We start from the raw sequence: 24,961 nt of genomic DNA on the forward strand, positions 1-24,961 counted from the left end.
TATGGCATCTCACAGTGAATCAATAATCAGGGAACCGTTAATTACCGGCAAGGATATTACCTATGCCCGCATTACTAACGAGGTACTTTTCCCTGTAGAAAATAAACCAAACAAAGCCTGGTGGATAGGCTTTATCACCGCCTTTTTAGGTGCGATGCTTTGGGTGGTAGCTATAAGCCTTACCTTTTGGTACGGTTTGGGCGAATGGGGCTTAAACAAAACTGTAGGATGGGCCTGGGATATTACAGGTTTCGTATGGTGGGTAGGTATTGGCCACGCCGGAACGCTTATCTCGGCCGTATTGTTACTGTTCCGTCAAAACTGGCGTAACTCCATCAACCGCTCGGCAGAGGCGATGACCATTTTCGCGGTAGTTTGCGCCGCTACATACATTGTAGCGCACATGGGCCGCCCTTGGTTAGCATACTTCTGTTTGCCATTACCCAACCAGTACGTACTTTGGGTAAACTGGAACTCGGCGCTGATGATGGACGTGTTCGCGATCTCTACTTACTTCTCGGTATCGCTGGTATTCTGGTATACAGGTTTATTGCCTGATATCGCGTCAATCCGCGACCGTGCACCAAGAGGTCTTCGCCGCCGCATCTATTCTGTATTATCATTCGGCTGGACAGGTTCAGTTAAAACCTGGCAGCGTTTCGAAACCGTGTCGCTTATTTTGGCCGGTATATCAACACCACTGGTACTTTCGGTACACACCATCGTATCATTTGACTTTGCTACGTCGTTAGAGCCGGGATGGCATACCACCATCTTCCCTCCATACTTCGTTGCGGGTGCTATCTTCTCGGGTTTCGCCATGGTGCAAACACTATTGCTGATCACCCGTAAGGTATTAGGTTTAGAGAACTACATTACCATGTTCCACATCGAATCAATGAATAAGATCATCATCTTAACGGGTTCAATTGTGGGTGTGGCTTATATCACCGAGTTCTTCATCGCATGGTATTCTGGGGTTGAGTATGAGCAATACGCTTTCATCAACCGTGCAACCGGTCCGTACTGGTGGGCATACTGGAGCATGATGTCATGTAACGTGATATCTCCGCAGCTGTTCTGGTTCAAGAAACTGCGTCGCAGCATTCCTTTCTCATGGTTCCTGTCGGTAGTAGTGAACATCGGTATGTGGTTTGAGCGTTTCGTAATTATCGTAACCTCGTTACACCGCGATTACGTTCCATCGAGCTGGGCTATGTTTTACCCAACCTGGGTTGACTTAGGTGTGTTCATAGGTTCTATCGGTGTATTCTTTACCTTGTTCCTGTTGTTTATCCGCGTATTACCATCAGTGGCCATGGCCGAGGTGAAACTATTGGTGAAAACAGCGAGCGAGCAAGCCAAAAAGAAACTGATAGATTCAGGTACGCTTGATAAAGAGCACGTAGAGGAATACCTTGAATCATTAAAGAAATACGATAGTGTTGATTTGGCCGATTACGAAATTCAAAAATAAATGAGCAGCACAAAATTTATATTAGGTCTTTTTGATGATCCGGATGATCTGTTACACGGGATCGAGAAGTTACAAAAAAATAGCGTACCTATTTACGATGTTTACTCACCAATGCCAATACACGGTATTGAGGCTAAATTAGGTATCAAAGAATCACGTTTAGGTTATGCCGCGTTTTGCTTTGGCTGCCTGGGTGCAACAGTAATATTCAGTATTATATATTATACCCTGGTACACGATTGGCCGATGAACATTGGTGGTAAACCAACCACATCTGACTGGTGGGCGCCATTAACCCCGGTGTTTATACCATTCACATTTGAGTGGACTATATTATTCACCGCGTTTGGTATGACGTTTACCTTCTTTGCAGCCACACACCTTTTCCCGGGCCGCGCGCCAAGGGTAATGGACCTAAGGGCAACTGACGATCGTTTTGTGATCGCTATTGACGCCAAAGGGAATGTGCCGCACGATGATATCACTAATTTGTTAAAAGAAGCAGGAGCTGTAGAAGTTAAGCATAACGACAGAAAATATGTTAGCTATGAATAAGTTTAAAGTATTGGGGACAACGGTTATCGCTATCGCTGCATCGGTATTCATTACCTCATGCAAAGATAAAAGAAGCACCGGTTGGGAATACGCCCCCAATATGTATGAGCATAAAGCGTATGAGCCTGATCAGGCTAATCCAAATTTCGCTGATGGTAAAACCGCGCAGGTGCCACCCGCAGGTACAATACCGGTAGGTTTTCAGCGGTTCGATTTTCCGAACACCCGCGGTGGTTATGATAGTGCAAGTGTTGCCGTTAAAAACCTGTTGCCTGCTACAGCAGCTAACTTAAAAGATGGTAAAGTGCTGTTCATCAGCTTTTGCTCGCCGTGCCATGGTAAAACCGGGCAGGGTGATGGTGAAGTTGTAGCGCATGGTTATCCGCCACCTCCGTCATACTCAAAAGGTCAGTCATCACGCGGCGGCGAAATGAAAGACCTTACCGATGGTAAAATATATCACACCATTACTTATGGTGTAAACGCGATGGGGTCTTATGCTTCCCAGTTATCTCCGCAAGAGCGCTGGAAAGTGGTTTTATATATTCACCATTTACAAACTTTATAATATAAATTAAATGGGTACTCATAATAGTATTGACGAACGTTTTGAATTTTCAGGCAAAGTAAAAACCTGGAGTTTAATAGCTATTGTTATAGGTATATTAGGTATAGTATACGGCTTTTTGATTGATAAAAGCGAAGCCGGTATACAACGTACTTTTTCGAGCTTGCTGCTCATGTCATATTACTTTGCCTGTGTAACTATGGCGGGTGTTTTCTTTTGCGCTTATCAATACATGGCGCAGGCCGGTTGGTCGGCTTCCATATTGAGGGTGCCGCATGCTTTGGCTAAAGTATTACCTATTGCAGGTTTAATATTAATAGTGGTTGCTACAGCAGGTTTGCTTACCAACCATGAAATTGTTGAAGGCGGAAAAACAGAAACTGCTCCTTATTTATACGCGCACTGGGCTGCACATGGTTTAACAACCCCGGGCAGCGAAAACTACGACCCTATCATTGCAGGTAAATCAGGTTTCCTTAACATCCCTACCTTCTTTGTATTTATGGTAGTGGTATTGGGCTTGTACTCATGGTTCGGTAGCCTTTTGGTTAAATATTCAAACAATGAAGACGAGTTGGGCGGTATGTTCAACTACAATAAGAGCTTTAAAATGTCGGCTATATTTTTGGTGATCTTCGGTTTCACCTTCCCGATATTCGCTTTCGACGCAGTGATGTCATTAGACGCGCACTGGTTTTCAACCATGTTTGGTTGGTACAATCTTGCTGCCATGCACGTTAGCGGTTTAGCTGTAATCGCTTTAATTGTTATCGTATTACGCAAGCAAGGTTACATGCAGTGGGTTAGAGAAGATCACCTGCATAACTTAGGTCAGCTGATCTTTGGTTTCTCTATCTTCTGGACTTATGTTTGGTTCTCTCAGTTCTTCCTGATCTGGTATGCCAACATGCCCGAAGAAACCATTTATTTCTACAAAAGATGGGAGCCTGAATATAAATTCTGGTTCTGGATTAACCTGGTACTTAACTTCTTGTCGCCGCTGTTATTGTTAATGTCTCGCGATGCGAAACGTTTAACCAGCCGCTTAGCTTTCACTTGCGTAGTGATATTAATTGGTCACTGGCTTGATTATTACCTTATGATTATGCCGGGTACAGTGGGTGAGCACAGAGCGTTAGGTGTACAGGAAATTACTATTACGATAGGTTTTGTTGGCTTATTTGTGTTCCTGACATTCAGAGCTTTAGCCGGGTTTAAGTCACTTATCCCTAAAAAGCATCCGTTTATTGAGGAGAGCCTTCATCATCACATATAATAAATTGTTATTTTTGCACTCAAATACAGAATACCAAACAAAATAGTAAAATGGCATTCAGAAAACTACTAAATTCTAAAAAACTACTTTCGCTTTTTGCGATGCTGACGCTGTTTGGCACTAACGTGCTAATGGCTGCCGAAGCTGCAACTGCCGCCGCTACCGATGAAAAACCGGGTGTTGGCTTAGGCCCATTATACTATGTGCTGTTATTTTTTGTACTGTGCCTGGTTGTTGCCGTTGTTGGTAAAATATTCAGGATATATGATCTGACACAACAGATACAAGGTAAAAAAGCCCTTAACTGGAATAACATTATGGGCATTGGCTTCCTGTTGTTCCTGATACTTGGATTGATAGGTGCTTACTGGGAATTTACAGTACAAGGTGCCATGATACTGCCTGAAGCGGCATCTATCCACGGTGTTAAAACCGATGAGATGTTCTTCATTACGTTTGGTATAACGGTAGTAGTGTTTGTAGTTACACAAATACTATTGTTCGGTTTCGTATTCAAGTACAAACACAATGCTGCTCGTAAAGCTTACTACTATCCGCATAACAATACCATCGAAAAGATCTGGACTATTGCACCGGCTATAGTACTTACCGTATTAGTGGTATTCGGTTTCTTTACATGGCAATCAATCACCAATTCGGTTAATACCAAAGGCGATTTAAATATTGAGGTTACCGGTCACCAGTTTGCCTGGGAGATCCGTTACCCCGGTAAAGATCAGGTTTTGGGTAAAAGCAACTTTAAATTAGTTAGCGGTGCCAATAAAGTAGGCGTTAACTTTAAAGATAAAAACAGCTTTGATGATATTACTGCCGATACTATTGTAATACCTGTACGTAAAACGATCAGATTGAACATACACGCACAGGATGTTATCCATAGTGTTTACATGCCTCACTTCCGTGTACAATTGAACGCGGTACCGGGTTTACCTACTTTCTTCAAGTTTACGCCTACCATCACTACTAAAGAGATGCAAACCAAGCTTGACGATCCGAAATTTCAATACCTGTTATATTGCAACAAAATTTGCGGTGGTGGTCACTACAACATGCAAAAAATTGTGCGCGTGGTTACCGAAGCTGAATATCAGCAATGGATATCACAACAAAAACCTTATTTGAGCGATCAGTTGAAGAAAGACTTAAAGTTTGCCGAAACAAACGAGCCAAAAAAGGAATCAGAAAACAGCAGGTTAGCACTTAATAATTAATAAAAAGAAATAATAGCGAATATGTCAACATTATCAGTTCAGGATCACGGAGTACATCATGACGAACACGGTCACGAACACCATCATGATACCTTCCTGACCAAATATATATTCAGCCAGGATCATAAGATGATCGCCAAGCAATTCCTGATCACAGGTATTACTATGGCTGTTATCGCGATGATATTATCTATCTTATTCAGGATACAGTTAGCCTACCCTGATAAAGCGTTCCCTTTAATGGAAACCTTGTTAGGTCGTTTTGCACCTGAAGGCCGTTTAGATTCTAACTTCTACCTGTCGTTAGTAACTATACACGGTACCATCATGGTATTCTTTGTACTAACAGCCGGCTTAAGCGGTACTTTCAGTAACCTGTTGATACCATTGCAGGTTGGCGCGCGTGATATGGCTTCGCCATTCATGAACATGCTTTCATACTGGTTGTTCTTTTTGGCCAGCGTTATCATGCTTAGCTCTTTCTTTGTTGAAAAAGGCCCTGCCGGTCCGGGATGGACTATCTATCCGCCGCTATCTGCTTTACCAAAAGCAATGCCGGGTTCAGGTACAGGTATGACTTTGTGGCTCATCAGTATGGTTCTTTTCGTAGCATCATCATTAATGGGTGGTATCAACTATGTAAGTACTGTGTTGAACATGCGTACTAAAGGTATGGATCTTTGGAAAATGCCTTTAACTATCTGGGCTTTCTTCCTTACCGCTATATTAGGTGTATTGGCATTCCCTGTACTGGTTGCAGGTGTTGTATTGCTTATATTCGACCGTAGCTTTGGTACCAGCTTCTATTTATCAGAAATTGTAGTACAAGGTCAGGCGATGCCTTTTGAAGGTGGTAGCCCTATATTGTTCCAGCACTTATTCTGGTTCCTGGGTCACCCGGAGGTATACATCGTAATTATGCCTGCATTGGGTATATCTTCAGAGATCATCACTACCAACTCACGAAAACCGATCTTCGGTTACCACGCGATGGTTTATTCACTGATCGGTATTACCGTACTATCGTTCATCGTATGGGGTCACCACATGTTTGTAACGGGTATGAACCCGTTCCTTGGCGGTGTGTTCATGATCACTACACTGATCATCGCGGTACCATCGGCAGTAAAAACATTCAACTATTTAGCTACGCTGTGGCGCGGTAATATCAGGTTCACGCCTGCTATGCTTTTCGCTATCGGTTTAGTATCATTCTTTATATCGGGTGGTTTAACAGGTATATTCCTGGGTAACGCTGCCTTAGATATTAACCTGCACGATACTTACTTCGTGGTAGCTCACTTCCACCTGGTAATGGGTTCGGCGGCTATATTTGGTATGCTTGCCGGTGTTTACCACTGGTTCCCTAAAATGTTCGGTAAAATGATGGACGAGAAGCTGGGTTACCTGCACTTCTGGTTAACATTTATCGGTGCTTACCTGGTATTCTTCCCAATGCACTTTATGGGCTTGGATGGTGTACCTCGCCGTTACTATGCCTTCACCGAGTTTGAATCAATGTCGCGCTGGTTATCAGTGAACACATTCATTACCTGGGCGGCTATCATGTCGGCACTGGCACAGGTTGCATTCCTTTTCAACTTCTTTTACTCAATATTCTTTGGTAAAAAGGCGCCGCAAAACCCATGGGAGTCTAACACTTTAGAGTGGACTGCTCCGGTTGAGCACATACATGGTAACTGGCCTGGCGAGATCCCAACCGTTTACCGTTGGCCTTATGATTACAGCAAGCCGGGTCACGATGCAGATTTTATTCCGCAAACTGTACCTTACTCTGAAACCATGAGTTCAAACGTTCCGCATGATTTTGAAGACAATGCTGCCGGTTTGGAAGAACTTACCAAATGGACAAATGCACAAAAAGCTAACGAACAAGTAAAATAATTTAAATTACTGATCTGATCTTTTAGGGTATCTGTACCGGAAATTTTTCCCTCAACAGATACCCTAAATTTTTAGAAGATATTCAATGAGTAGTCCCGCATCAAAAAACAGATTTTTAAAGATCAACCTTATCACGATCGTTCTGCTTTTTGTATTGATATTGGCGGGAGGTGTAGTTAGAAGCACTGGTTCAGGAATGGGTTGCCCCGACTGGCCTAAATGTTTCGGACAGTTTATACCCCCAACACAATTATCAGAGCTGCCTAAAGATTATAAGCAGCAATATGCTGATAAACGTTTGGCCAAAAATCAGCGTTTTGCACATACGCTTGATGTATTTGGTTACAGCGACCTTGCACAGCGCATACGCGACGATAAATCTATACTGGTGCCCGAAGAGTTTAACGCCGCCAAAACCTGGACGGAGTACGTTAACCGTTTGGTAGGAGCCATTAGCGGAGTGTTTTTACTGCTGCTGGCCATCTTTTCATTTAAGTATGGCAAGGTGAATGTTTGGATACCCGTATTAAGCGTTTTTAACCTGATACTGGTAGTTTTTCAGGCATGGTTAGGCTCAATAGTGGTATCAACAAATTTGATAGCGTGGATAGTTACCGTACACATGCTTATTGCCTTGGCAATATTGGGTATTTGTATTTTAACTTATCATTTGGCTAAAACACATGGTAAACCACCCTTGCAAATAAAGGGTATTGTATATGTATTTACCTTTATCGCTTTGGCTTTAAGCGTAGTACAAATAGCAATGGGGACAGAAGTGCGTGAGCAAATTGATGCCGTGGCCGATCACTTTCAAGGTGGTTACCGAGAATCGTGGGTGAAGAACGCCGGTGAGATATTTCTTAATCACCGTAACCTTGCCCTGATGGTGCTGCTGGCTAATTTGATGCTATACGCGTTGATCCGTCGCGGCTTTATACGCCACTCGGTACAACAGCAGTTAATGAGCTTCACCTTTTTGATGATCATGCTGCAAATAGTTACCGGCATACTGCTTTCATACTTTTCGCTGCCGCCTTATGCGCAGGCAGCGCATATTGTGTTGGCGAGCCTTATATTTGGGGCACAATTTTATTTGGTTTTAAATTTATACCGTACGGTTGATATACAGGGGGCGCGCAGATGAGCTGGAGTGACTTTTCGAAGCTGATTAAATTACGACTTACCTTTTTGGTAACGTTTTCGGCGTCGATATCATTTTTGATAGGCAGCAAGGTGAACGGCGAGATCGTATGGGGAAATTGGGTGATACTGATCATCGGTGGCTTTTTGGTTACCTCGGCAGCCAATTGCTTTAACGAGATCATAGAGAAAGACCTTGATAAGCTGATGCGCCGTACTGCCGACAGGCCAATACCTGCCGGACGGATGAACACAGGCCAGGCACTGGTGATGGGCTTATTTATGGGGATATTTGGTACTTACCTGTTAGGTAAGCTTAACCCTACGGCAGGCTTTTTATCGGTATTCTCTATTGTGTTATACGCGTTTTTATACACGCCGCTTAAGCGTAAATCGCCGATTGCGGTATTTGTAGGGGCTATACCGGGCGCGTTGCCACCGCTTATTGGTTATGTGGCCGCTCACCCTAAGATTGATTACATAGCGTTGATCTTGTTCGGGATACAGTTTGTATGGCAGTTTCCGCATTTTTGGGCTATTGCCTGGGTGCTTGATGATGATTATAAACTGGCCGGTTTCAGGCTGCTGCCTTCGGGTAAGCGCGATACCACCAGCGCAGTTTTCGCCTTTATATCCACCCTTATTATGTTGCCGGTAAGTTTATTGCCAACATATTACGGTTGCGGTGGTTATTGGGTAGGCGGTATATCGTTAATAGTAAGCCTTATATTTTTGTACTTTGGCTTTGGTTTGATGCGTAACCGCGATATTAAATCGGCACAAAAATTAATGTACGGCTCATTTTTATATTTGCCTATAGTACAACTGGCATTTTTATTTGATTTTATAGGAAAGGTGTAATGATGATGGCTCAGATACAACAAGAAAAAGATAAGCTCGACCTAACGCCCAAGAAATTTAACATGTGGATCTTCATATTCACATCGTTTATGTTCTTCGCGGCGCTTACCAGCGGGTTTATTGTATACAGCGGGGGTAAGGGGCACGCTTTAAATTTAACCCTGCCGTCGGTGTTTTTATACAGTACTATTACCATTGCGGTAAGTAGTATTACCATGTTCCTGTCGTCGCGAGCTGCAAAAACATTGCAGTTTGGGCAACAACGAATGTTTTTATGGCTTACCATATTATTAGGGATAGCCTTTTTTGCCATACAAATTTATGGCTGGGGTATTTTAATAGATAAACAGATCTATTTTATAAACCCCAACGCGTCCGTATCATTTGTTTATGTGTTTACGGCAATGCATTTAATACACATTTTGGCCGGTTTGTTGTTGTTAGTTAATACGCTTGTTAAAAGCTATCGCAACACAGCACAGGTTAAGAACTTGTATAACATGGAAATGTCCGCTATATTTTGGCATTTTGTCGATATTATATGGATTTATCTCTATGTTTTTTTACTTTTGAACCAGAATTAATTAATCTACAAACAAGTACAAATGAGTACAACAGTATCACAAATTGATGAAGTAAAAACAACGCCTTGGGCAGGTGGTAGATCTCCCTTCGCTGTTGAATATGGTAAAATGATGATGTGGTTCTTCCTGCTATCGGATGCATTCACATTTTCATCGTTACTTATCGCTTACGGAGCATTGCGTTTTAGCGCGGTTAGCTGGCCGGCGGCAGATCACGTATTCCAATCCGTTCCGTTAACTTCTGTTGAACATGGCGCGCCACTGGTGTTTGTAGGTATCATGACCTTCATTCTCATCATGAGCTCGGTTACCATGGTATTGGCAGTTGAAGCCGGTCATCGTAACTCCCGTAAGGAAGTTATAGGATGGATGGTAGCTACCGTAATAGGCGGTTTCATGTTCCTGGGTTGCCAGGCGCTTGAGTGGAGCCACTTACACCACGAAGGTTTTTGGTGGGGCAGTATCCCTGAGCATTTGAATGAGTATTTTACTAAAGATGCGACAATATCGGCATCTTATACACAGCAGTTTGCTAACCTGTTCTTTACTATAACCGGTTTCCATGGTTTCCACGTATTTAGTGGTGTTATCATCAATATAGTAATTTTGATAAATACCATTGCCGGTACTTACCAAAAACGCGGCAGCTACTTAATGGTTGAAAAAGTAGGCCTTTACTGGCACTTTGTAGATCTTGTTTGGGTATTCGTATTTACCTTCTTCTATTTAGTATAATAATATAAAGCATACAATCATGTCATTAGAACATACAGAAAATCACGAACACGGCGAAGCGCACGAAGGCATGACCCGTAAGAAAATATGGGTTGTATTTGCCATATTATTAGCGGTAACCGTAGTTGAATTCATTATAGCGCTTTACCTGGTGCCAAAAGGCCATATGAAAATAGAAACCGCTAACCCGGTTTATATTTTGCTGACGCTGTTTAAAGCATACTACATTGTAGCATTCTTTATGCACCTTAAATTTGAAAAAGCAGGCTTAATATATTCGCTTGTAGTACCAATATTGTTCATCATCGGTTTAATACTTGTACTTACTAACGAAAGCCATCACTGGGTAGCTCTTTTCGCAAGATAATGCGCAATTCCGGTATTGGAAAAAAAATAATAATCCTGGTGCTCATATTAGCAGTACCGGGATTTTTATATTATTTACTAACTGTAGGCGGTAAAAACCGCTACAAAAGTCTCCCTTTCTTTGGCCCTAAGGTACTTGCCAAAACAAGCCACAAGTTTCACGGCACGGTAATACCCGACACTATATTTCATAAGCTGCCGGCCTTTACCCTTACCGATCAGGAGGGCAAAGTAATTACGGATAGTTCATTTGCCAATAAGATATTTATTGCAAGCTTTTTTTACACAGGCTGTGGTAATGCCTGCGATGTGATCAACGAAAACGTGCGTAAGCTGGCTGTAACTTACCAAAAGAACAACATGGTAAGGTTTGTATCCATTACGGTTGATCCGGAGCATGATCAGCCTTTAATGCTGAAACACTATGCCGAAAAGTTTAAGTTGCCCGCCAGTAAATGGCTCTTTTTAACAGGCGATACCACACAGGTATATAACCTGGCGCAAAACGGCTTTCTGTTGAACGCTGCGAAGATGCCCGACGGACAATTTGTATTTAACGATAAGCTGGTGCTGATCGATGCTGAAAAACGCATCCGCGGATATTACCCGGGCAATAAGATACAGGAGATCGCCCGGCTTAACGATGAGATAAAAGTGCTGATATCCGAAGAATTAAGAAAGATCAAAGCCCCTAATTAAAAACAAGTAATGACAGATAAGTTTATATTCAGGTTTGTAGCCGCCGTATCCATATTTGTGTTTTTGGTAGTGGTAATACTTAACCGCAAAATTATACCTGCGCCTGCCGTATTGCCATCGTTCACCTACTTTTTACCCAAGCTGAATGCCATACTTAACGGTACGTGCAGCGTATTGCTGCTGGTATCGTTATACTATATTAAAAAAGGCAACATCACCCTGCACAAGCGCATCAATATTTTAACGTTTTGCCTGTCGGCATTATTCCTGGTATCGTACATAGGGTTCCATTACCTGGCGCCCGAAACTAAATATGGCGATGCCGATCATAATGGCATAGTAAGTGAAGCCGAAAAGACCGCTGCGGGAGGTATACGTTATGTTTACTACGTGATATTGGTTACCCACATTATATTGGCCGCAGGTGTATTGCCATTGGTTCTAATGAGTTTTTACCGCGGTTTGCAAATGCAGGTAGAGAAACACCGCAAACTGGTACGCTGGACGTTCCCGATATGGCTGTATGTAACCGTTACGGGCGTAATTGTTTATTTAATGATATCGCCCTGGTACAACTTTTAAGTTATTAATTCGTTAATTTTACAGTGATGAAGGCATTAAGAATATTATTGATTTTGGTGGTATTATCGTTATCGGTAGTAACCACACAAAAAGCAGTAGCGCAATGCGCGGCGTGTACCGCTGCGGTTGAAACAAATAACGCCAGCGGCGACACTAAAACCAGCGGACTTAACAGCGGTATCATGTACTTATTGGCTATGCCATATATAGCCGTTGCTATTGTAGGTTTTGTATGGTATAAAAAATACCGTCGTAAAAACGTTACTATCCAGATGCGCAGTACCGAGAAGCTGCATCTTAACTAATTTATAAAAACAGCAGCTATGGCCCAAACTCCAAAAGCATGGGCAATGCTACATGCAAAATGTCCGCGATGCCGCCGGGGAAAAATGTTTGTGGGTGGTATGTACTCTTTCGGTAGTAACAAGATCAATGAACGCTGTCCGCATTGCGGACTGATGTTTGAAATTGAACCCGGTTACTTTTACGCTGCCATGTATGTAAGTTACGCCCTTAACATTGCCGAAGCTGTTGGTATTGTTATAGCCACCTACACGCTCACGCATAATGCCGATTCGCCATGGTTGTACACATGTGCCATTTTAGGCGGATGCTTTTTGCTGGCACCAATAAATTTCAGATATTCACGTGTAATATTGCTGTACTGGTTATCGCCCAAGATACACTACCAGCCTTATTTAGATACCGATGATAACAAAGGAAACACTTGATTTTTTAAAGGATATAACGGTAAATAACAATCGCGAATGGTTTATGGATAATAAACCGCGGCACGATAAGGCCCGCGAGAATGTTATTGATTTTACCGGCGAACTGATAAAAGAGGTCCACAAGATTGATCCGGCGGTTGATGAAAACCTCGACCCTAAGAAATGCGTAATGCGCATTTACCGCGATGTACGCTTCAGTCCGGATAAAACACCGTATAAACGCAATTTCGGCATCAGCTTATCGCGACAAGCCAAAGGCGTACGCGGATCAGAATATTATATCCACATTGAGCCTGCTAAGGCTTTTGTAGCCGGTGGCTACTGGATGCCCGAAGCCGCGCACCTGAAAGCCATAAGGCAGGAAATTGATTATAACGCTCATGAGCTTAAAAGTATAGTTGACGAACCCGGCTTTGTCAAACTATTCGGCAACTTTCGCGACCAGGAGAAATTGAAGACCTTACCGCGCGATTATGCGGCAGATAACGAAAATATTGAACTGCTGAAGCTGAAAAGCTTTATCGCTTTCCGTAATTTGGAGGATAAGGAACTATTGCAAAAAGACCTGGTTAAAAACGTGGCCGACCTTTGCAGTAAGATCTATCCGCTTAATGTATTTATAAATAACGCAATTGCTTAATATTATGAAGATAAAACACCTTTTTTTAGCCGCGTTCCTGTTGATGGCATTACAAGCATGCGTGGTAATGTCGCCCAAAAAGCACAAAGCCATGCTGGCGCAAATTGATTCGTTAACCAACCGTACCAGTACGCTGGAAGAAGAGCTCGCCCGCCTGCGTGCCGATAGCTCACGCATCCATAAAGAACTGGCCGATTTGCAAAGTAACTACAACACCGTTAATGGTAATTTAAAGGCGACATCAAGCAAGGTAAACCAACTCTCTGCCGACCTGCAAAAACGTGAAGCCCGCCTGAAAGAAGTAGAAGATATTTTGCGTAAACGCGACGAAGCCACCAACGCCCTGCGCGATAAGCTGCAAAAAGCGCTGCTTGGTTTCCAGGCCAGCGGTTTAACGGTTGATATCCGCAATGGTAAAGTATATGTATCGCTTACCGATAAACTGTTGTTCCCGTCGGGCAGTATTGTGATTGACGATAAGGGTAAGCAAGCCCTGCAACAACTGGCCGTAGTATTAAATAAAGAAACCGATATCAATATATCAGTAGAAGGCCATACCGATGATAAAAAGGTGATCAGCCTCGGGCAGATCAAAGATAACTGGGATTTGAGCGTACTGCGTGCAACCTCTGTTAGCCGCTACCTTACCGAAGTAGAGAAGATAGATCCGCAACGTATCACCGCGACCGGCAAAAGCCAGTACCAGCCTATCGACTTGGCAGGCACCAACGAAGCCCGTGCACGTAACAGGCGTATAGAAATTGTGCTCTCGCCAAAATTGGATGAGCTGTATAATTTGATAACGAAATAAAGAGTTTTTAAACTCCTTTCACGCGTCATTGCACGTGGTGAAGCAATGCCTCTGCATAGTTTAGAGATAGCTTCACTGCGTTCGCAATGACGTTTTTATTTTGAGTTTGAAATGATCTGCGCCAAACAAAAGCACAGAGCTGACATATCCTAAAAATGCGGCATCGCAAGGAATGGGTAGCGCTGTCCCTGCCTAAGCACGAACGTTAATAATTCCTTGCGCAGCCGCGATGTTATTCACGGTTATTCGTTTTTAAGGCGTTCATGAGATCGCTACGCTCAGTTTCTCTTTGGTGACTTTCTTTTTTGAGAGAAAAAAGAAAGTCACATCCACTAACATTCATAATAGCACAACCATTCCTAACGAAGAACTGCTATAACAATAGATGCTTCGTACCTCAGCATGACAGTGGGGGATTATAGCTATTGCTAATTAGAGGTTATTTTATGAGTTTTTTTCCTATATCCCCTCGTTACCATAAACCTACCATAAAACTCTTTCTCGTCAACAACGGTATACCCATAATCAGTAAATAATTTACGGGCATCAGGTAATTTGGTGGAATCAATACTTTTAAGAAGCTTGAAAAACACGATCATGCTGTTTAAAAGCAACCATTGCCACCATTTGCCGGTTAACTGGAAATCGGTATCGAGCCATAGCGCGCCTGGTTTTAAGAGGCTGTCGATATGTTTGAAGGTGGGGCTTAGTTTTTCGTCTGTATAGTTGTCTAATAGGAAAGGGGTGATCACTACATCAAAATGCTGCGGCATATTTACGTTTTCCACGGCGTTGTTAATAAATGTAATGGTATTGCCTGCCGCATTTCGTTTTTGGGATAGTACCGTCATTTTAGCGGAAAGTTCCACATAGGTGATATGCAGCCCTGATGGGTGTACCACCGCTATATCTTCAATAATTCGCCCGGTGCCGCCGCCAATGATAAGTACATGCGCATTTGCGGGGATAAGTGGCAGCAGGTATTGCTGTGCTTTTATGGGGGCATTGCCATACACCAATCGCGATAGCCAATCATAAAAACCGGCGGAGCTATCGTAATTAGAGGCCATGGTTGTTGATCAAGCTGAAAGCGGCTACAAACACGTATTGCAGTATCAGCACCCCATCTAAATAAAAGAAATAGTAATACTCATTCTTTTCCCAGGTTGAGCGGAAAATGAGCCAGCCGGTGAGCACAACGGTGAAAGTAAGGGCGAAAAAATCGGTATTAAAGCCGTTATGCCTGAACAGGAAGAGCAGCACTATATAGCCCGCCAACAGGAACTGGCAAAACAGGTAGGCATTCCTTTCGCCCCAAACTACGGGAATGGTTTTGAGGCCCGATTGACGGTCCTGGAAGAGGTCGCGGATATCAAAGGGCACCGTGAGCGCGCCGATAAATAAAAAGCGCTTGGCGGATAGAATAACCATATCGCGCATGGATACATCGGCAATATGCCTAACCTGCGCTTCGAGGATGGGTAACAGCACGCAGCTTAATACCCAAACCGAGGTTATTAAAAAGGGCTTCAGACCGGGGATGTTACGCAGGCCGAACTTTTGATCGCCAAGGGTAAACAGGGGCAAGCCGTAACAAACGGAAACTATCCCCATAAATACCAGCAATATTTTTGAGGCCGTACCCACCATGAAAAACAATGGCGCAAGCGAGAGCAGGCAAATAATGGTAAAACTCACCATCAGCCTATAATGACTAAAAAACCAGCGTACCCTTACATAGGGGGACTTTTCGGGATATTTTGGGCGGGTAATAAGTATGCAAAAATTATAGATACCCAATGTAGAGGTAAACAGTAAGGCCAGCACCGCGAACACCGGTTTCGCCCCAATGAGGTGGAACGTGACCAGCCCCTGCGCCACAGCACATAAAGCCATAAACACATTGCTGAAAAGCAGGAAATCGAGTATAGGCTGTAGCAGTTTCTTCATGATTGGTTAACAGCCTGCAAGGTTTACGCTTTAGGTAAATTCGGGTCTTGCCCGGCTTTTAATTCAAATATCGTTATCTCCGGCAATATTCCAATTCTGCCGGTGCTGCCTAAAAAGCCATAACCCACATTTACGTACAATTGCTGCGCGCCTTCGCGGTAAAAACCGGCCCATTCACGGTACACATATTCTATCGGGCTCCACTGAAATTGCTCGGTTTGTACGCCAAACTGCATACCGTGTGTATGGCCCGAAAACATGGCATCTATCTGCGGATAATCTTTTAAAACCTGTGCCCGCCAATGTGATGGATCGTGCGAGAGCAATAGTTTTACGGGCAGGTCGCCGGTGTCTTTTACGGCGAGATCCATGCGACCATATTTAGGGAAACGGCTCAATTCTCCCCAGTTTTCGATGCCTAAAATGCCAATCTCTTCACCATCTACCTTTAAGCGGCGATTGGTGTTCATTAACAGATCCCACCCCAGGTTTTTATGGGTAGCAATCATATCGTCGAGGTTTTTGCGCTTGGCAGCCGCATCGGGCCACCAGGCATAGTCGCCATAATCGTGATTCCCGAGGGTAGAGTATACACCCAGCGGCGCTTTTACCTTATTGAAGATGTCCTGGTAGTCGCGCATTTCGCTGGTCATGTCGTTTACCAGGTCGCCGGTAAAAAATATCATGTCGGCCTTTTCACGCATCAGCATTTCAACGCCGCCAACTACGGCTTTCTTTTTAAACAAACTGCCCGAATGGATATCCGAAATTTGCCCCAGCCTTAAGCCATCAAATGCTTTTGGTAAATTGGTGAGGTACAACTTACGGTATTTAACCCGGTAATCGTACGCGCCCGATATAGAACCATAAGCCATAGCGCCAAGCGGTACAGCCCCGGCAATCAACCCGGCCTTCAGCAAAAACTCCGAACGGGGGATAGGCGGGAACTGCGGCGCAGCAGTATCAGCCGGTTTTGTTTGCGGTTGTTGTTTTTTGCGTTTAAGTCTGATGAACAACCTGCGGATATCATCAATGAATACAAAGGGCAGGTACGATACCTTAATGATCACCTGTATAAAGAACAGCAGCATTATGGCGGCCCTTATACCTACGTTAAGCTTAACGTAAACAGCCAGGTACAAGCCAATAATGAGCAATACCGATATGGTGTAAAAAGCAATGGCGAAATACCTGTTTTGGATAAATCGCCATTTTTTGAACGCGCCCCTGAGGCCGCTTATAATGTAAATATCGGCTACTAAAAGCAGCACGCTTATAATTGTTATTGCTAACCCTTTTCCGTTCATTCTTTAATGTTAATACCTGTCGTCGTCCAGATCGAGGTCGTCCTCATCGGGCTGCAAGTTAAACAAGCTATTGAACATATCAGAAAAAGCGAAGCCATTATCTAAAAATCCTTTGTTAAGCTGCGAAAATTCGGCCAGGCCGTGTAGTACAAATTCCATCAGCAACAGCTGCTGGTTTTCGCTCAGGCGTGGGTGGAATTGTTTAACCAAGGCTTTTAACCCCGTTACGGAGTTCAGCTCTTTTTTGTATTCGGCAGCAGCTAAACCATCTAACAGCGACAAGTTATTGCCATTGCCAAACCAGTTGATAATTTCGGCGTACGGGTTTGCCGCTTTTGATTTTTTTGCCTTTTCAGGATCGGGGAAGAATTGCAGCAGCAGGCTTTTGATCGCTTTGCCTATCAATATGTTAGCTACCTTGGCCGGGCCTTCGAGCTCGCCCTCGTATACCAGTTCTATTTTACCGGTAATAGCCGGGATAACACCCAGGAAATCGGAAATGCGTACAGTGGTGCTCTTTTCGTTATTAATGATCATGCGGCGCTCGGCATTGCTGATCAGGTTTTCGTAGGCCGAAATGGTTAAACGAGCCGATACGCCCGATTTTTTATCGATATATTCCGAATTACGTGCCTCAAAAGCGATCTGCTCTACCAAATCCTTCACTAAACCATCTGATTCAATGGTGCTGCGTTGTTCAGGGGTAAGGGATGCTTCCTGCTGGGTAATTTTGCGCGAAATTTCAACCGAGCGAGGGTAGTGGGTTAAGATCTGGCTCTCAATCCTATCTTTCAACGGCGTTACTATCGAACCACGATTGGTATAATCTTCGGGATTGGCGGTAAATACGAATTGAAGATCTAAAGGCAAGCGCAGTTTAAAACCACGAATTTGAATGTCCTTTTCTTGCAGAATGTTGAACAGCGATACCTGGATACGGGCTTGCAGATCGGGCAGTTCGTTAATTACGAAGATACCGCGGTGCGCACGCGGGATCAATCCGAAGTGGATCACGCGCTCGTCCGAATAGGTCAGTTTCATTGTGGCTGCCTTGATCGGGTCAACATCGCCGATCAGGTCGGCAACGGTAACATCGGGTGTAGCCAGTTTTTCGGTATAACGCTCAGAGCGGTTTACCCATGCGATAGGGGTATCGTCGCCTTTTTCGGTAACCACGCTGTGCCCGTACCATGATATAGGATTCAAAGGATCATCAAACAATTCCGATCCTTCAATGTAAGGTACATATTCATCAAGCAGGTTTACCAGCAAACGCGCTATACGGGTTTTTGCCTGTCCGCGTAAACCCAGCAGCAAAATATTGTGGCGCGAAAGAATGGCAGTTTGCAGATCGGGAATCACCGTATCTTCAAAGCCGATGATACCCTCAAAGCCACCCTCATTTTTTTGCAGCTGCGTAATCAGGTTTGCCCTCAATTCATCCTTTACCGAACGGCTCTTATAATCCGTTTGCTTTAGCTGGCCAAGGGTTGTTATGTCTGTTATTTTTTTAGTCATTATATTTTTTTTGGATTTCACCGATTGATGGTGATTTCACTGATGCTATTCTGTTAATTCTTTAATTCTATAAATTCAGGTTCAGACTTACCTCACCGTTCTGCGCCTGTTGCGTATATAATCTTCAAATATGTATTCGCCTAAGCCGTTTAGTGAGCTATAGAAAGCCTTGCCTCCGTTGGTTTCGGTAAACTTGCGTACAAATTGTTGCAGGTAGGGGTCTTTAGCTATCATAAAGGTGGTGATAGGTATTTTGAGCCTTTTGCATTGTGCCGCCATGTTCAGCGTTTTGTTTACCACTTTTCTGTCAAGCCCAATACTGTTTTTATAGTACTTGGTGCCTTCTTTAAGGCAGGTAGGCTTACCATCAGTAATCATGAAGATCTGCTTGTTGTGCGTTTTACGGCGACGAAGCATATCGGCAGCCAGTTCGAGCCCGGCATAGGTGTTGGTATGGTAGGGGCCAACCTGTAAATAAGGCAGATCCTGCAAAGTAATAGGCCAGGCATCGTTACCAAACACCACAATATCCAGTGTGTCTTTAGGGTATTTGGTGCGGATGAGCTCTGCAAGCGCCATGGCTACTTTTTTAGCCGGCGTTATCCTATCCTCGCCATATAATATCATGGAGTGCGAAATGTCGATCATCAACACGGTAGAAGTAAGGGTTTTATAGTCCATTTCCTCTACCTCCAGATCGCGCTCGGTCATCATAAAATCGCCGATACCGTGGTTCACCTGCGCGTTGTGGATAGATTGCGTCATGTCTATCTGATCCAAACTATCGCCAAACTCAAATTCACGGCGCTCGGCGTTCTTTTCGTCGCCCTGGCCCGATTGCGGCGAGCGGTGATTGCCTTTGCCCGATCTTTTCAGCTTGCCGAAAATTTCTTCCAGCGCCGATTGCCTGATGCTTTGCTCTGTTTTGGCGGTGATGTTGAAGTTACCGTTCTGCTTGTCTTCATCGAGGTAGCCTTTTTGCTTCAGCTCGTCGATGAAATCGCCCATGCCATAATCGTCGTTGGTGATATTGTATTGCTTGTCAAGCTCGTTGAGCCAGGCCAAAGCCTCATCTGCATCGCCCGATGTATAGTTGAGCAATTCGAGGAATAATTTTAATAATTCGTCAAAGCCGCCCTTGGGTAGCTCATTGGGCGTAAACTTTGAAAATCCGTAACCGCGCATATAATCCTTTCTGAACATAAATTAACGCATAATTTTATGTAAAAGTTCAGCGGTAACGGTTTTGTTAAAGAGATATGACAATAAGCAGCGTAAATGTTATTGCTGTGTTAACTATAATGCCCGGTAAGGTTAAAATTCTGTTTAATTGTGTTTTACCGGTTAGATGGCTGGGCGTAGGGTTCGGTAGGGCCGTTATGTATTTTAATCAGCTTGCTGTTGGTAAAGTAGAGGTACTTGTGCACCAAGCCCTCGTTAAGGTAAATATCCAGTCTGTACACTGTACAATCAACAGATCGCTCTACAACACGCGCGGTTGGGTTTTTGACAATAAACTCAGCGTCCGTCATCCCTAACTGGTAGGACGATGTATGCCGGCTAAATGCCGTACAGCCGCTTAAAAACAGCAGGGTTAGCAGTGCAATTGTGATTGGTTTCATTAATTAGGGCTTATGCCCTCATCCGACTATAATTTTAGACGAAGGTTTAACCGGGAAAAATATTTTTTTGAAGATTTTTTATTGATGAGGACTCACCCCGCCTACGCTTCGCTGGGCGACCCTCTCTCCACTTTGTGGAAAGAAGGTTGAAAAGCTTAATAATCCCTCTTTGCGCTTGCGCAGAGAGGGTGGTCGAGCGCAGCGAAGATCGGGTGAGTTATACCCTAAACCTCCTGCATCAACGTGCTGAACATTACAAATTTGTTTTCAAACTTTTGCTGATGAGCGGCCTGTATGTCGGGATGGTGGTTGTTATAGTAGGTGCCCACGTTATCCATGTTTTCGGCATCGTATTGTATGCAGTAGGTAACGCCCTCGTTAGGGGAATCGAGCACGGTTAAAATGCGGAAAGAGGTAAACAAACCGGTTTCCATCACTTTAGGGATATGTGTTTGCTGTATCCAGGTAAGCCATTCCTGGTGAGTGGTTTCTTCAACAATAATGGTTTCGTTATATATGATCATGCTGCAAAAATAGGGAATTAAAATTATGACGCGTCGGCCGAATCGCCACGCAATACTCGGAAACGTTTGCGGGCTTCGTTAAGCCAAAGGCTACCCGGGTAGTCGGTTATTATTTTTTGATAGTAAGTTTTGGCCAGTTCCTTATCGTTCAGGTTATTCTCGTAAATATCGCCTAACATAAAAATGGCGTCGTCGCCCCAAAGATCCTGCGGATGGGTTTCAACTATCTTTTTAAGCGCGGTTACAGCGTTTGCATACTCTTTTTGGCCGATGAATAGTTTAGCCTTAGCCATCAGAATATCATCATTCAGCGTATTGTTCGGGAATTTTTTATCGATACTGTCCAGTGTCCGCAAGGCCTTTTCAGGTTCGCCTGCAAAAATAAGCAGATCGGCATGGGCATACATCTTGAGGGCATTGCCCGCGCTGTCGGCAGCGGTATTGTCGGATATTAAGAGTTGCAGGTTAAGGGCATCGTTAGCTATGAGTTGCGAAGTGGCTGCCTTAAGTACATTCAGCTGACCTTTGGCCCAAACAAAATCGCCGGTATAATAGGCCAGTTTGGCGTTGCGCAGCTTGGCATCCTGGCCTACATCGGTATTACTCATGCTTTTTTCAACCTGGCTATACAGCAGGGTAGCATCCCAGGGTTTGCCATTGAGCAGGTAAATATCACCAAGGTCGAGTTTGCAATGGGCCATTAATTGTACGCTGATGCCGGGCAGGGCAATGGCTTCTTCCAGCAGTTTTTGCGCGTCGGCATATTTGTGCATTTTAAGGGCTTGCAGGTTGGCCAGTTTTTGCATAGCAAAGGCAGTATTCCTGTTCTTACCGAACTCGGTAAGCAGGCTGATATAGTCCTGCTCCAAACTCAACAGATCGGCAGGCAGGTATTTGCCCGATGTTACCTTTAAGTTTTTAGCGTTGATGAGTTCTACCTTCGATGAAATATAGAGATCGCTCTCCTTGCCCTTGCTAACCAAATACTCATAACCACGGATGGCAGTATCGTAAGCCTGGTTGGACACCAAAGTGCCGCACAGTTCAAAAATGCTGTTATCGTTATTATTGGCGCGGCGGTTTAGCGCCAATGCCTGGTTCAATGCCTGTTCAAAATCTTTTTGCTGTAAAAATGCCCAGGTAAGCATATCGGCATAAATGGGCTGCTGCGGATCTTTCTGTATTCGCTTAAATAAAGCCGATTTCAGTATGGCATAATCTGCCGAGCCATCATATAGCCCGGCCAGTGTGTTTTGTGCCTGGTTAATGTAGCCGGGGTTTTTGGGCAAAAAGTTGAGGTATTCTTCGGTAAGGTTTGCCTTGTCGCGCTTAAAGCGGTAAAGCGTGAGCAATTCCTGGCTGAACATGGCATCGTTACCCAGCAGCTTACGCCCTTGCTGAAAAGTTTTTATGGCATAATCATTATTACCCGCCTGGTAAAACTGCATTCCCGTGGTAACGATGGCTGTATTATCGGCTGGGAGGTTCTTTAATATGTTATCGTAAATGGCGGTGGCTTTATCGGTATTGCCCTGCTGCTCGTAAATAACGGCCAGTTTCATAATGTATTCGGCCTGCTCGGGGTGCTTCTTCATCAGCTTTTTGGTGATGGCCTCCGCTTCGTCGAATTTTTTAAGGGTAAACAGACTGTTGATATAATAAGGATAAAAAGCTTCGTTATTTTGTTTGTACAGCTTTTGATAAATATCGGCCGCTTTTTGGTTGTCGCCGCTTGCGGCATACTGCTGGGCAAGCTGCATGTCCTCGTTTTGTGCCAGCAGCGGGCTGCAAAACAGCAGGCTTAAAATAAATAATACAAACAGTTGCTTCATCTATCCAAAAATAGTTAATTAGTATCAAAGCATTATTAACGTACGTATAAAGTAATAAAATACTGCATGGGTAAAATTGTAGTGACATTGCCCCCTTATCATCATATTTTGTTTTAATTTAACCGAATATCGCCTACAATTATAACATGCTGGCTCGTTTAAGAATATTGATTTGTGTTGTGACGCTAACCGCTGTGTTTTCCTGCAAGGATAATAGCCCGGAGAAGATACCTATTCGCGATTTTTTTAAAACCCCCGAAAAAACTTTCTACAAGATATCGCCCGACGGTAAATATGTATCGTACCTGAAAGCGTACAAAAGCAAGCAAAACCTGTTTATACAATCGCTGGCGGATGGTAAGGGTTTTATGGCGACCAACTTTAGCGATAACTCCGTTAACGATTACTTTTGGACCTATAATAACCAGATCATTTTTAGCCAGGATGTAGTAGCTACCGACAGCCTGAAAATGTTTGTTATGGATATGCGCACGCTGCGCAAGCGCACTATTATAGCCGAGCATAAGGTGAAATTCCGCTTGCTTAACCGCAGCCGTGCCACGCCCGACGTAATTACCGTGAGCATGAATAAGCGCGATGAAGGTGTGCTTGATATTTACCGTTTAAATATCAATACCGGCGCGCTAACGCTGTATATTCAAAATCCCGGCGATGTTACCGAATGGTTCCCGGATGAAAATGGCAAGATCAAACTGGCCCGCGCGTCCGACGGGGTGAACGCCACCATCCTTTACCGTAAAGATGATTTTAGCAAGTTTAAGCCCATCATTATAAATAACTTTAAAGACGCGGTTAAACCCGTGGCCTTTACCGGCAAAGGCGAATTGTTTTACGCGCTCTCTAACGTAAACCGCGATAAAATGGCGCTGGTAGAGATAGATGCCCTCACCGGCAAGCAAACCCGCACCATTTACCAAAGCGATAAGGCCGATGTGATGAATGTGGAGTACTACAAAACCAAACACCGGCTGGATTATTTATCGTGGGATGAAGCCAAGCCGCAGAAGAAATTTTTTAACGACAGCTTGCGCCTGGTTTACAACAGGCTTTCAAGCGAACTGAAGGGTAACGAAATACGTGTGGTTGACCGCGATACCGCCGAAAATAAATTTATAGTACTGGCTTATTCGGATCATAACCCGGGATCGTACTTTTTGTATGATAAGCTTTCGGGCCAGTTGAAAAAATTGGGCGATATCAATTCGAGCCTTAACGCGGCCTCGCTTTGCGATATGAAACCCATTGCCTATAAAGCCAGCGACGGTCTATTGATCAACGGCTATCTCACCCTGCCGCAAGGGAAAAAACAAACTAACCTGCCGCTGGTGGTAATGCCGCACAGCGGGCCATGGGCGCGCAGCACCTGGGGTTACAATGCCGATGTGCAATTTTTAGCCAACAGGGGCTATGCTGTGTTGCAGGTTAATTTCCGTGGGTCATCGGGCTATGGCAAGGCTTTTCAGAGTGCCGGTTACAAACAGGTAGGGGGTAAGATACAGCAGGATATTACCGATGGTGTAAAATGGCTCATCGCTCAAAATATTGCCAATGGTCAAAAGGTGGCCATTTATGGCAGCGGCTTTGGCGGCTTTTCGGCCTTGTATGGCGTATCGTTCAATCCCGACCTGTATAAATGCGCAGTGGTACAAAACGGGTTGATCAACTTCTTTACGTTTATAAAGGATACGCCCCCATTTTTTAAGCCGTACCTTAAAATGACCTACGAAATGGTAGGCAACCCCGAAACGGATGCCGAGCAACTGCGGGCTATTTCGCCGGTTTTCCATACTGATAAAATTAAGGTGCCGCTGATGATATTTCAGGGCGCAAAAGATCCTCGTGCAAACATTACCGAGCTTAACCAGTTTGTATTGGAACTGCGCAAGAAGAATGTGCCGGTAAGTTATTTTTTGAAGGATAACGAGCGAGGCTATTTCAAAAGCGAAGCTAACAGGCTGGAAATGTACACCGAGATAGAGAAATTCCTGAGCAGTAACTTAGGTGTAAGGCATTAAAACCCGT

26 protein-coding genes are annotated in these 24,961 nt (G+C 44.0%); 18 read left to right on the forward strand and 8 right to left on the reverse strand.

The features are described from left to right. Position 1: 1 nt before the first annotated feature. From nrfD to ABD894_RS13840, 17 genes are all read left to right on the forward strand, one after another. Positions 2 to 1,477 carry an NrfD/PsrC family molybdoenzyme membrane anchor subunit gene (nrfD, locus tag ABD894_RS13760; protein ID WP_345211625.1) on the forward strand — a complete coding sequence of 492 codons (1,476 nt, stop codon included), beginning with the start codon at positions 2 to 4 and terminating at the stop codon, positions 1,475 to 1,477. Continuing rightward, positions 1,478 to 2,032: a DUF3341 domain-containing protein gene (locus ABD894_RS13765; protein ID WP_345211626.1), complete on the forward strand. Its 555-nt coding sequence runs from the start codon at positions 1,478 to 1,480 to the stop codon at positions 2,030 to 2,032. It abuts the gene before it with no gap. Beyond that, positions 2,025 to 2,600 carry a c-type cytochrome gene (locus ABD894_RS13770; RefSeq protein WP_345211627.1) on the forward strand — a complete coding sequence of 192 codons (576 nt, stop codon included), beginning with the start codon at positions 2,025 to 2,027 and terminating at the stop codon, positions 2,598 to 2,600. Before ABD894_RS13765 ends, ABD894_RS13770 begins: the two co-directional genes overlap by 8 nt. Before the next feature lie 10 nt (positions 2,601 to 2,610). Further along, complete coding sequence (locus ABD894_RS13775; RefSeq protein WP_345211628.1) at positions 2,611 to 3,876, forward strand: quinol:cytochrome C oxidoreductase; 1,266 nt, start codon at positions 2,611 to 2,613, stop codon at positions 3,874 to 3,876. A 50-nt stretch (positions 3,877 to 3,926) separates the two neighbouring features. Next, on the forward strand, positions 3,927 to 5,108 hold the full coding sequence (locus ABD894_RS13780; RefSeq protein WP_345211629.1) for a cytochrome c oxidase subunit II: 1,182 nt from the start codon (positions 3,927 to 3,929) through the stop codon (positions 5,106 to 5,108). Between the two features lie 21 nt (positions 5,109 to 5,129). Next, positions 5,130 to 7,013 (forward strand): cytochrome c oxidase subunit I, encoded by a 1,884-nt coding sequence (locus ABD894_RS13785; RefSeq protein WP_345211630.1) that lies wholly within the window; start codon positions 5,130 to 5,132, stop codon positions 7,011 to 7,013. An 85-nt stretch (positions 7,014 to 7,098) separates the two neighbouring features. Then, the gene (locus tag ABD894_RS13790) at positions 7,099 to 8,160 is read left to right on the forward strand and encodes a COX15/CtaA family protein (RefSeq protein WP_345211631.1); all 1,062 of its coding nucleotides are present in this window, start codon (positions 7,099 to 7,101) and stop codon (positions 8,158 to 8,160) included. Continuing rightward, the gene (gene cyoE / locus ABD894_RS13795) at positions 8,157 to 9,017 is read left to right on the forward strand and encodes a heme o synthase (RefSeq protein ID WP_345211632.1); all 861 of its coding nucleotides are present in this window, start codon (positions 8,157 to 8,159) and stop codon (positions 9,015 to 9,017) included. Before ABD894_RS13790 ends, cyoE begins: the two co-directional genes overlap by 4 nt. Then, on the forward strand, positions 9,017 to 9,601 hold the full coding sequence (locus ABD894_RS13800) for a cytochrome c oxidase subunit 3 (RefSeq protein ID WP_345211633.1): 585 nt from the start codon (positions 9,017 to 9,019) through the stop codon (positions 9,599 to 9,601). The genes cyoE and ABD894_RS13800 overlap by 1 nt, the downstream gene beginning before the upstream one ends. A 21-nt stretch (positions 9,602 to 9,622) precedes the next feature. Then, the gene (locus ABD894_RS13805; protein WP_345211634.1) at positions 9,623 to 10,336 is read left to right on the forward strand and encodes a cytochrome c oxidase subunit 3; all 714 of its coding nucleotides are present in this window, start codon (positions 9,623 to 9,625) and stop codon (positions 10,334 to 10,336) included. Positions 10,337 to 10,355: 19 nt separating this feature from the next. Then, a complete protein-coding gene (locus ABD894_RS13810) occupies positions 10,356 to 10,703 on the forward strand; it encodes a cytochrome C oxidase subunit IV family protein (RefSeq protein WP_345211635.1) in 348 nt (115 codons plus the stop codon). Positions 10,704 to 10,741: 38 nt separating this feature from the next. Continuing rightward, a complete protein-coding gene (locus tag ABD894_RS13815; protein WP_345211636.1) occupies positions 10,742 to 11,401 on the forward strand; it encodes an SCO family protein in 660 nt (219 codons plus the stop codon). Between the two features lie 9 nt (positions 11,402 to 11,410). After that, positions 11,411 to 11,983, forward strand: a complete 573-nt coding sequence (locus tag ABD894_RS13820) for a DUF420 domain-containing protein (RefSeq protein ID WP_345211637.1) — start codon at positions 11,411 to 11,413, stop codon at positions 11,981 to 11,983. Positions 11,984 to 12,009: 26 nt separating this feature from the next. Further along, positions 12,010 to 12,288 carry a hypothetical protein gene (locus ABD894_RS13825; RefSeq protein WP_345211638.1) on the forward strand — a complete coding sequence of 93 codons (279 nt, stop codon included), beginning with the start codon at positions 12,010 to 12,012 and terminating at the stop codon, positions 12,286 to 12,288. 18 nt (positions 12,289 to 12,306) lie between these two features. Continuing rightward, complete coding sequence (locus ABD894_RS13830; protein ID WP_345211639.1) at positions 12,307 to 12,714, forward strand: DUF983 domain-containing protein; 408 nt, start codon at positions 12,307 to 12,309, stop codon at positions 12,712 to 12,714. After that, positions 12,692 to 13,354, forward strand: a complete 663-nt coding sequence (locus ABD894_RS13835; protein WP_345211640.1) for a DUF2461 domain-containing protein — start codon at positions 12,692 to 12,694, stop codon at positions 13,352 to 13,354. The genes ABD894_RS13830 and ABD894_RS13835 overlap by 23 nt, the downstream gene beginning before the upstream one ends. A 4-nt stretch (positions 13,355 to 13,358) precedes the next feature. Continuing rightward, positions 13,359 to 14,165 carry an OmpA/MotB family protein gene (locus tag ABD894_RS13840; RefSeq protein WP_345211641.1) on the forward strand — a complete coding sequence of 269 codons (807 nt, stop codon included), beginning with the start codon at positions 13,359 to 13,361 and terminating at the stop codon, positions 14,163 to 14,165. 428 nt (positions 14,166 to 14,593) lie between these two features. Here ABD894_RS13840 and ABD894_RS13845 read toward each other — a convergent pair whose 3' ends face one another. The 8 genes from ABD894_RS13845 to ABD894_RS13880 all read right to left on the reverse strand — a co-directional run bounded on the left by ABD894_RS13845 (position 14,594) and on the right by ABD894_RS13880 (position 22,918). Beyond that, positions 14,594 to 15,235 (reverse strand): class I SAM-dependent methyltransferase, encoded by a 642-nt coding sequence (locus ABD894_RS13845; protein WP_345211642.1) that lies wholly within the window; start codon positions 15,233 to 15,235, stop codon positions 14,594 to 14,596. Continuing rightward, entirely contained in the window at positions 15,225 to 16,115 is an 891-nt protein-coding gene (locus tag ABD894_RS13850) for a UbiA prenyltransferase family protein (protein ID WP_345211643.1), read from the reverse strand. The genes ABD894_RS13845 and ABD894_RS13850 overlap by 11 nt, the downstream gene beginning before the upstream one ends. 23 nt (positions 16,116 to 16,138) lie before the next feature. Continuing rightward, positions 16,139 to 17,422, reverse strand: coding sequence for a metallophosphoesterase (locus tag ABD894_RS13855; RefSeq protein ID WP_345211644.1), 1,284 nt, complete (start codon positions 17,420 to 17,422; stop codon positions 16,139 to 16,141). Positions 17,423 to 17,431: 9 nt separating this feature from the next. Beyond that, positions 17,432 to 18,940, reverse strand: a complete 1,509-nt coding sequence (locus tag ABD894_RS13860) for a sigma 54-interacting transcriptional regulator (RefSeq protein ID WP_345211645.1) — start codon at positions 18,938 to 18,940, stop codon at positions 17,432 to 17,434. 87 nt (positions 18,941 to 19,027) lie between these two features. Next, positions 19,028 to 20,125 (reverse strand): vWA domain-containing protein, encoded by a 1,098-nt coding sequence (locus tag ABD894_RS13865; RefSeq protein ID WP_345211764.1) that lies wholly within the window; start codon positions 20,123 to 20,125, stop codon positions 19,028 to 19,030. A 152-nt stretch (positions 20,126 to 20,277) separates the two neighbouring features. Next, positions 20,278 to 20,562, reverse strand: coding sequence for a hypothetical protein (locus ABD894_RS13870; protein WP_345211646.1), 285 nt, complete (start codon positions 20,560 to 20,562; stop codon positions 20,278 to 20,280). A 224-nt stretch (positions 20,563 to 20,786) separates the two neighbouring features. Beyond that, positions 20,787 to 21,086: a DUF4286 family protein gene (locus tag ABD894_RS13875; RefSeq protein ID WP_345211647.1), complete on the reverse strand. Its 300-nt coding sequence runs from the start codon at positions 21,084 to 21,086 to the stop codon at positions 20,787 to 20,789. Positions 21,087 to 21,109: 23 nt separating this feature from the next. Next, the gene (locus ABD894_RS13880) at positions 21,110 to 22,918 is read right to left on the reverse strand and encodes a tetratricopeptide repeat protein (protein WP_345211648.1); all 1,809 of its coding nucleotides are present in this window, start codon (positions 22,916 to 22,918) and stop codon (positions 21,110 to 21,112) included. 179 nt (positions 22,919 to 23,097) lie between these two features. On the opposite strand from ABD894_RS13880, the gene ABD894_RS13885 reads away from it, so the two are divergent. Further along, the gene (locus ABD894_RS13885) at positions 23,098 to 24,954 is read left to right on the forward strand and encodes an alpha/beta hydrolase family protein (protein ID WP_345211649.1); all 1,857 of its coding nucleotides are present in this window, start codon (positions 23,098 to 23,100) and stop codon (positions 24,952 to 24,954) included. Positions 24,955 to 24,961 lie beyond the last annotated feature (7 nt).

Source organism: Mucilaginibacter gynuensis, from assembly GCF_039541195.1.
Lineage (GTDB): Bacteria > Bacteroidota > Bacteroidia > Sphingobacteriales > Sphingobacteriaceae > Mucilaginibacter > Mucilaginibacter gynuensis.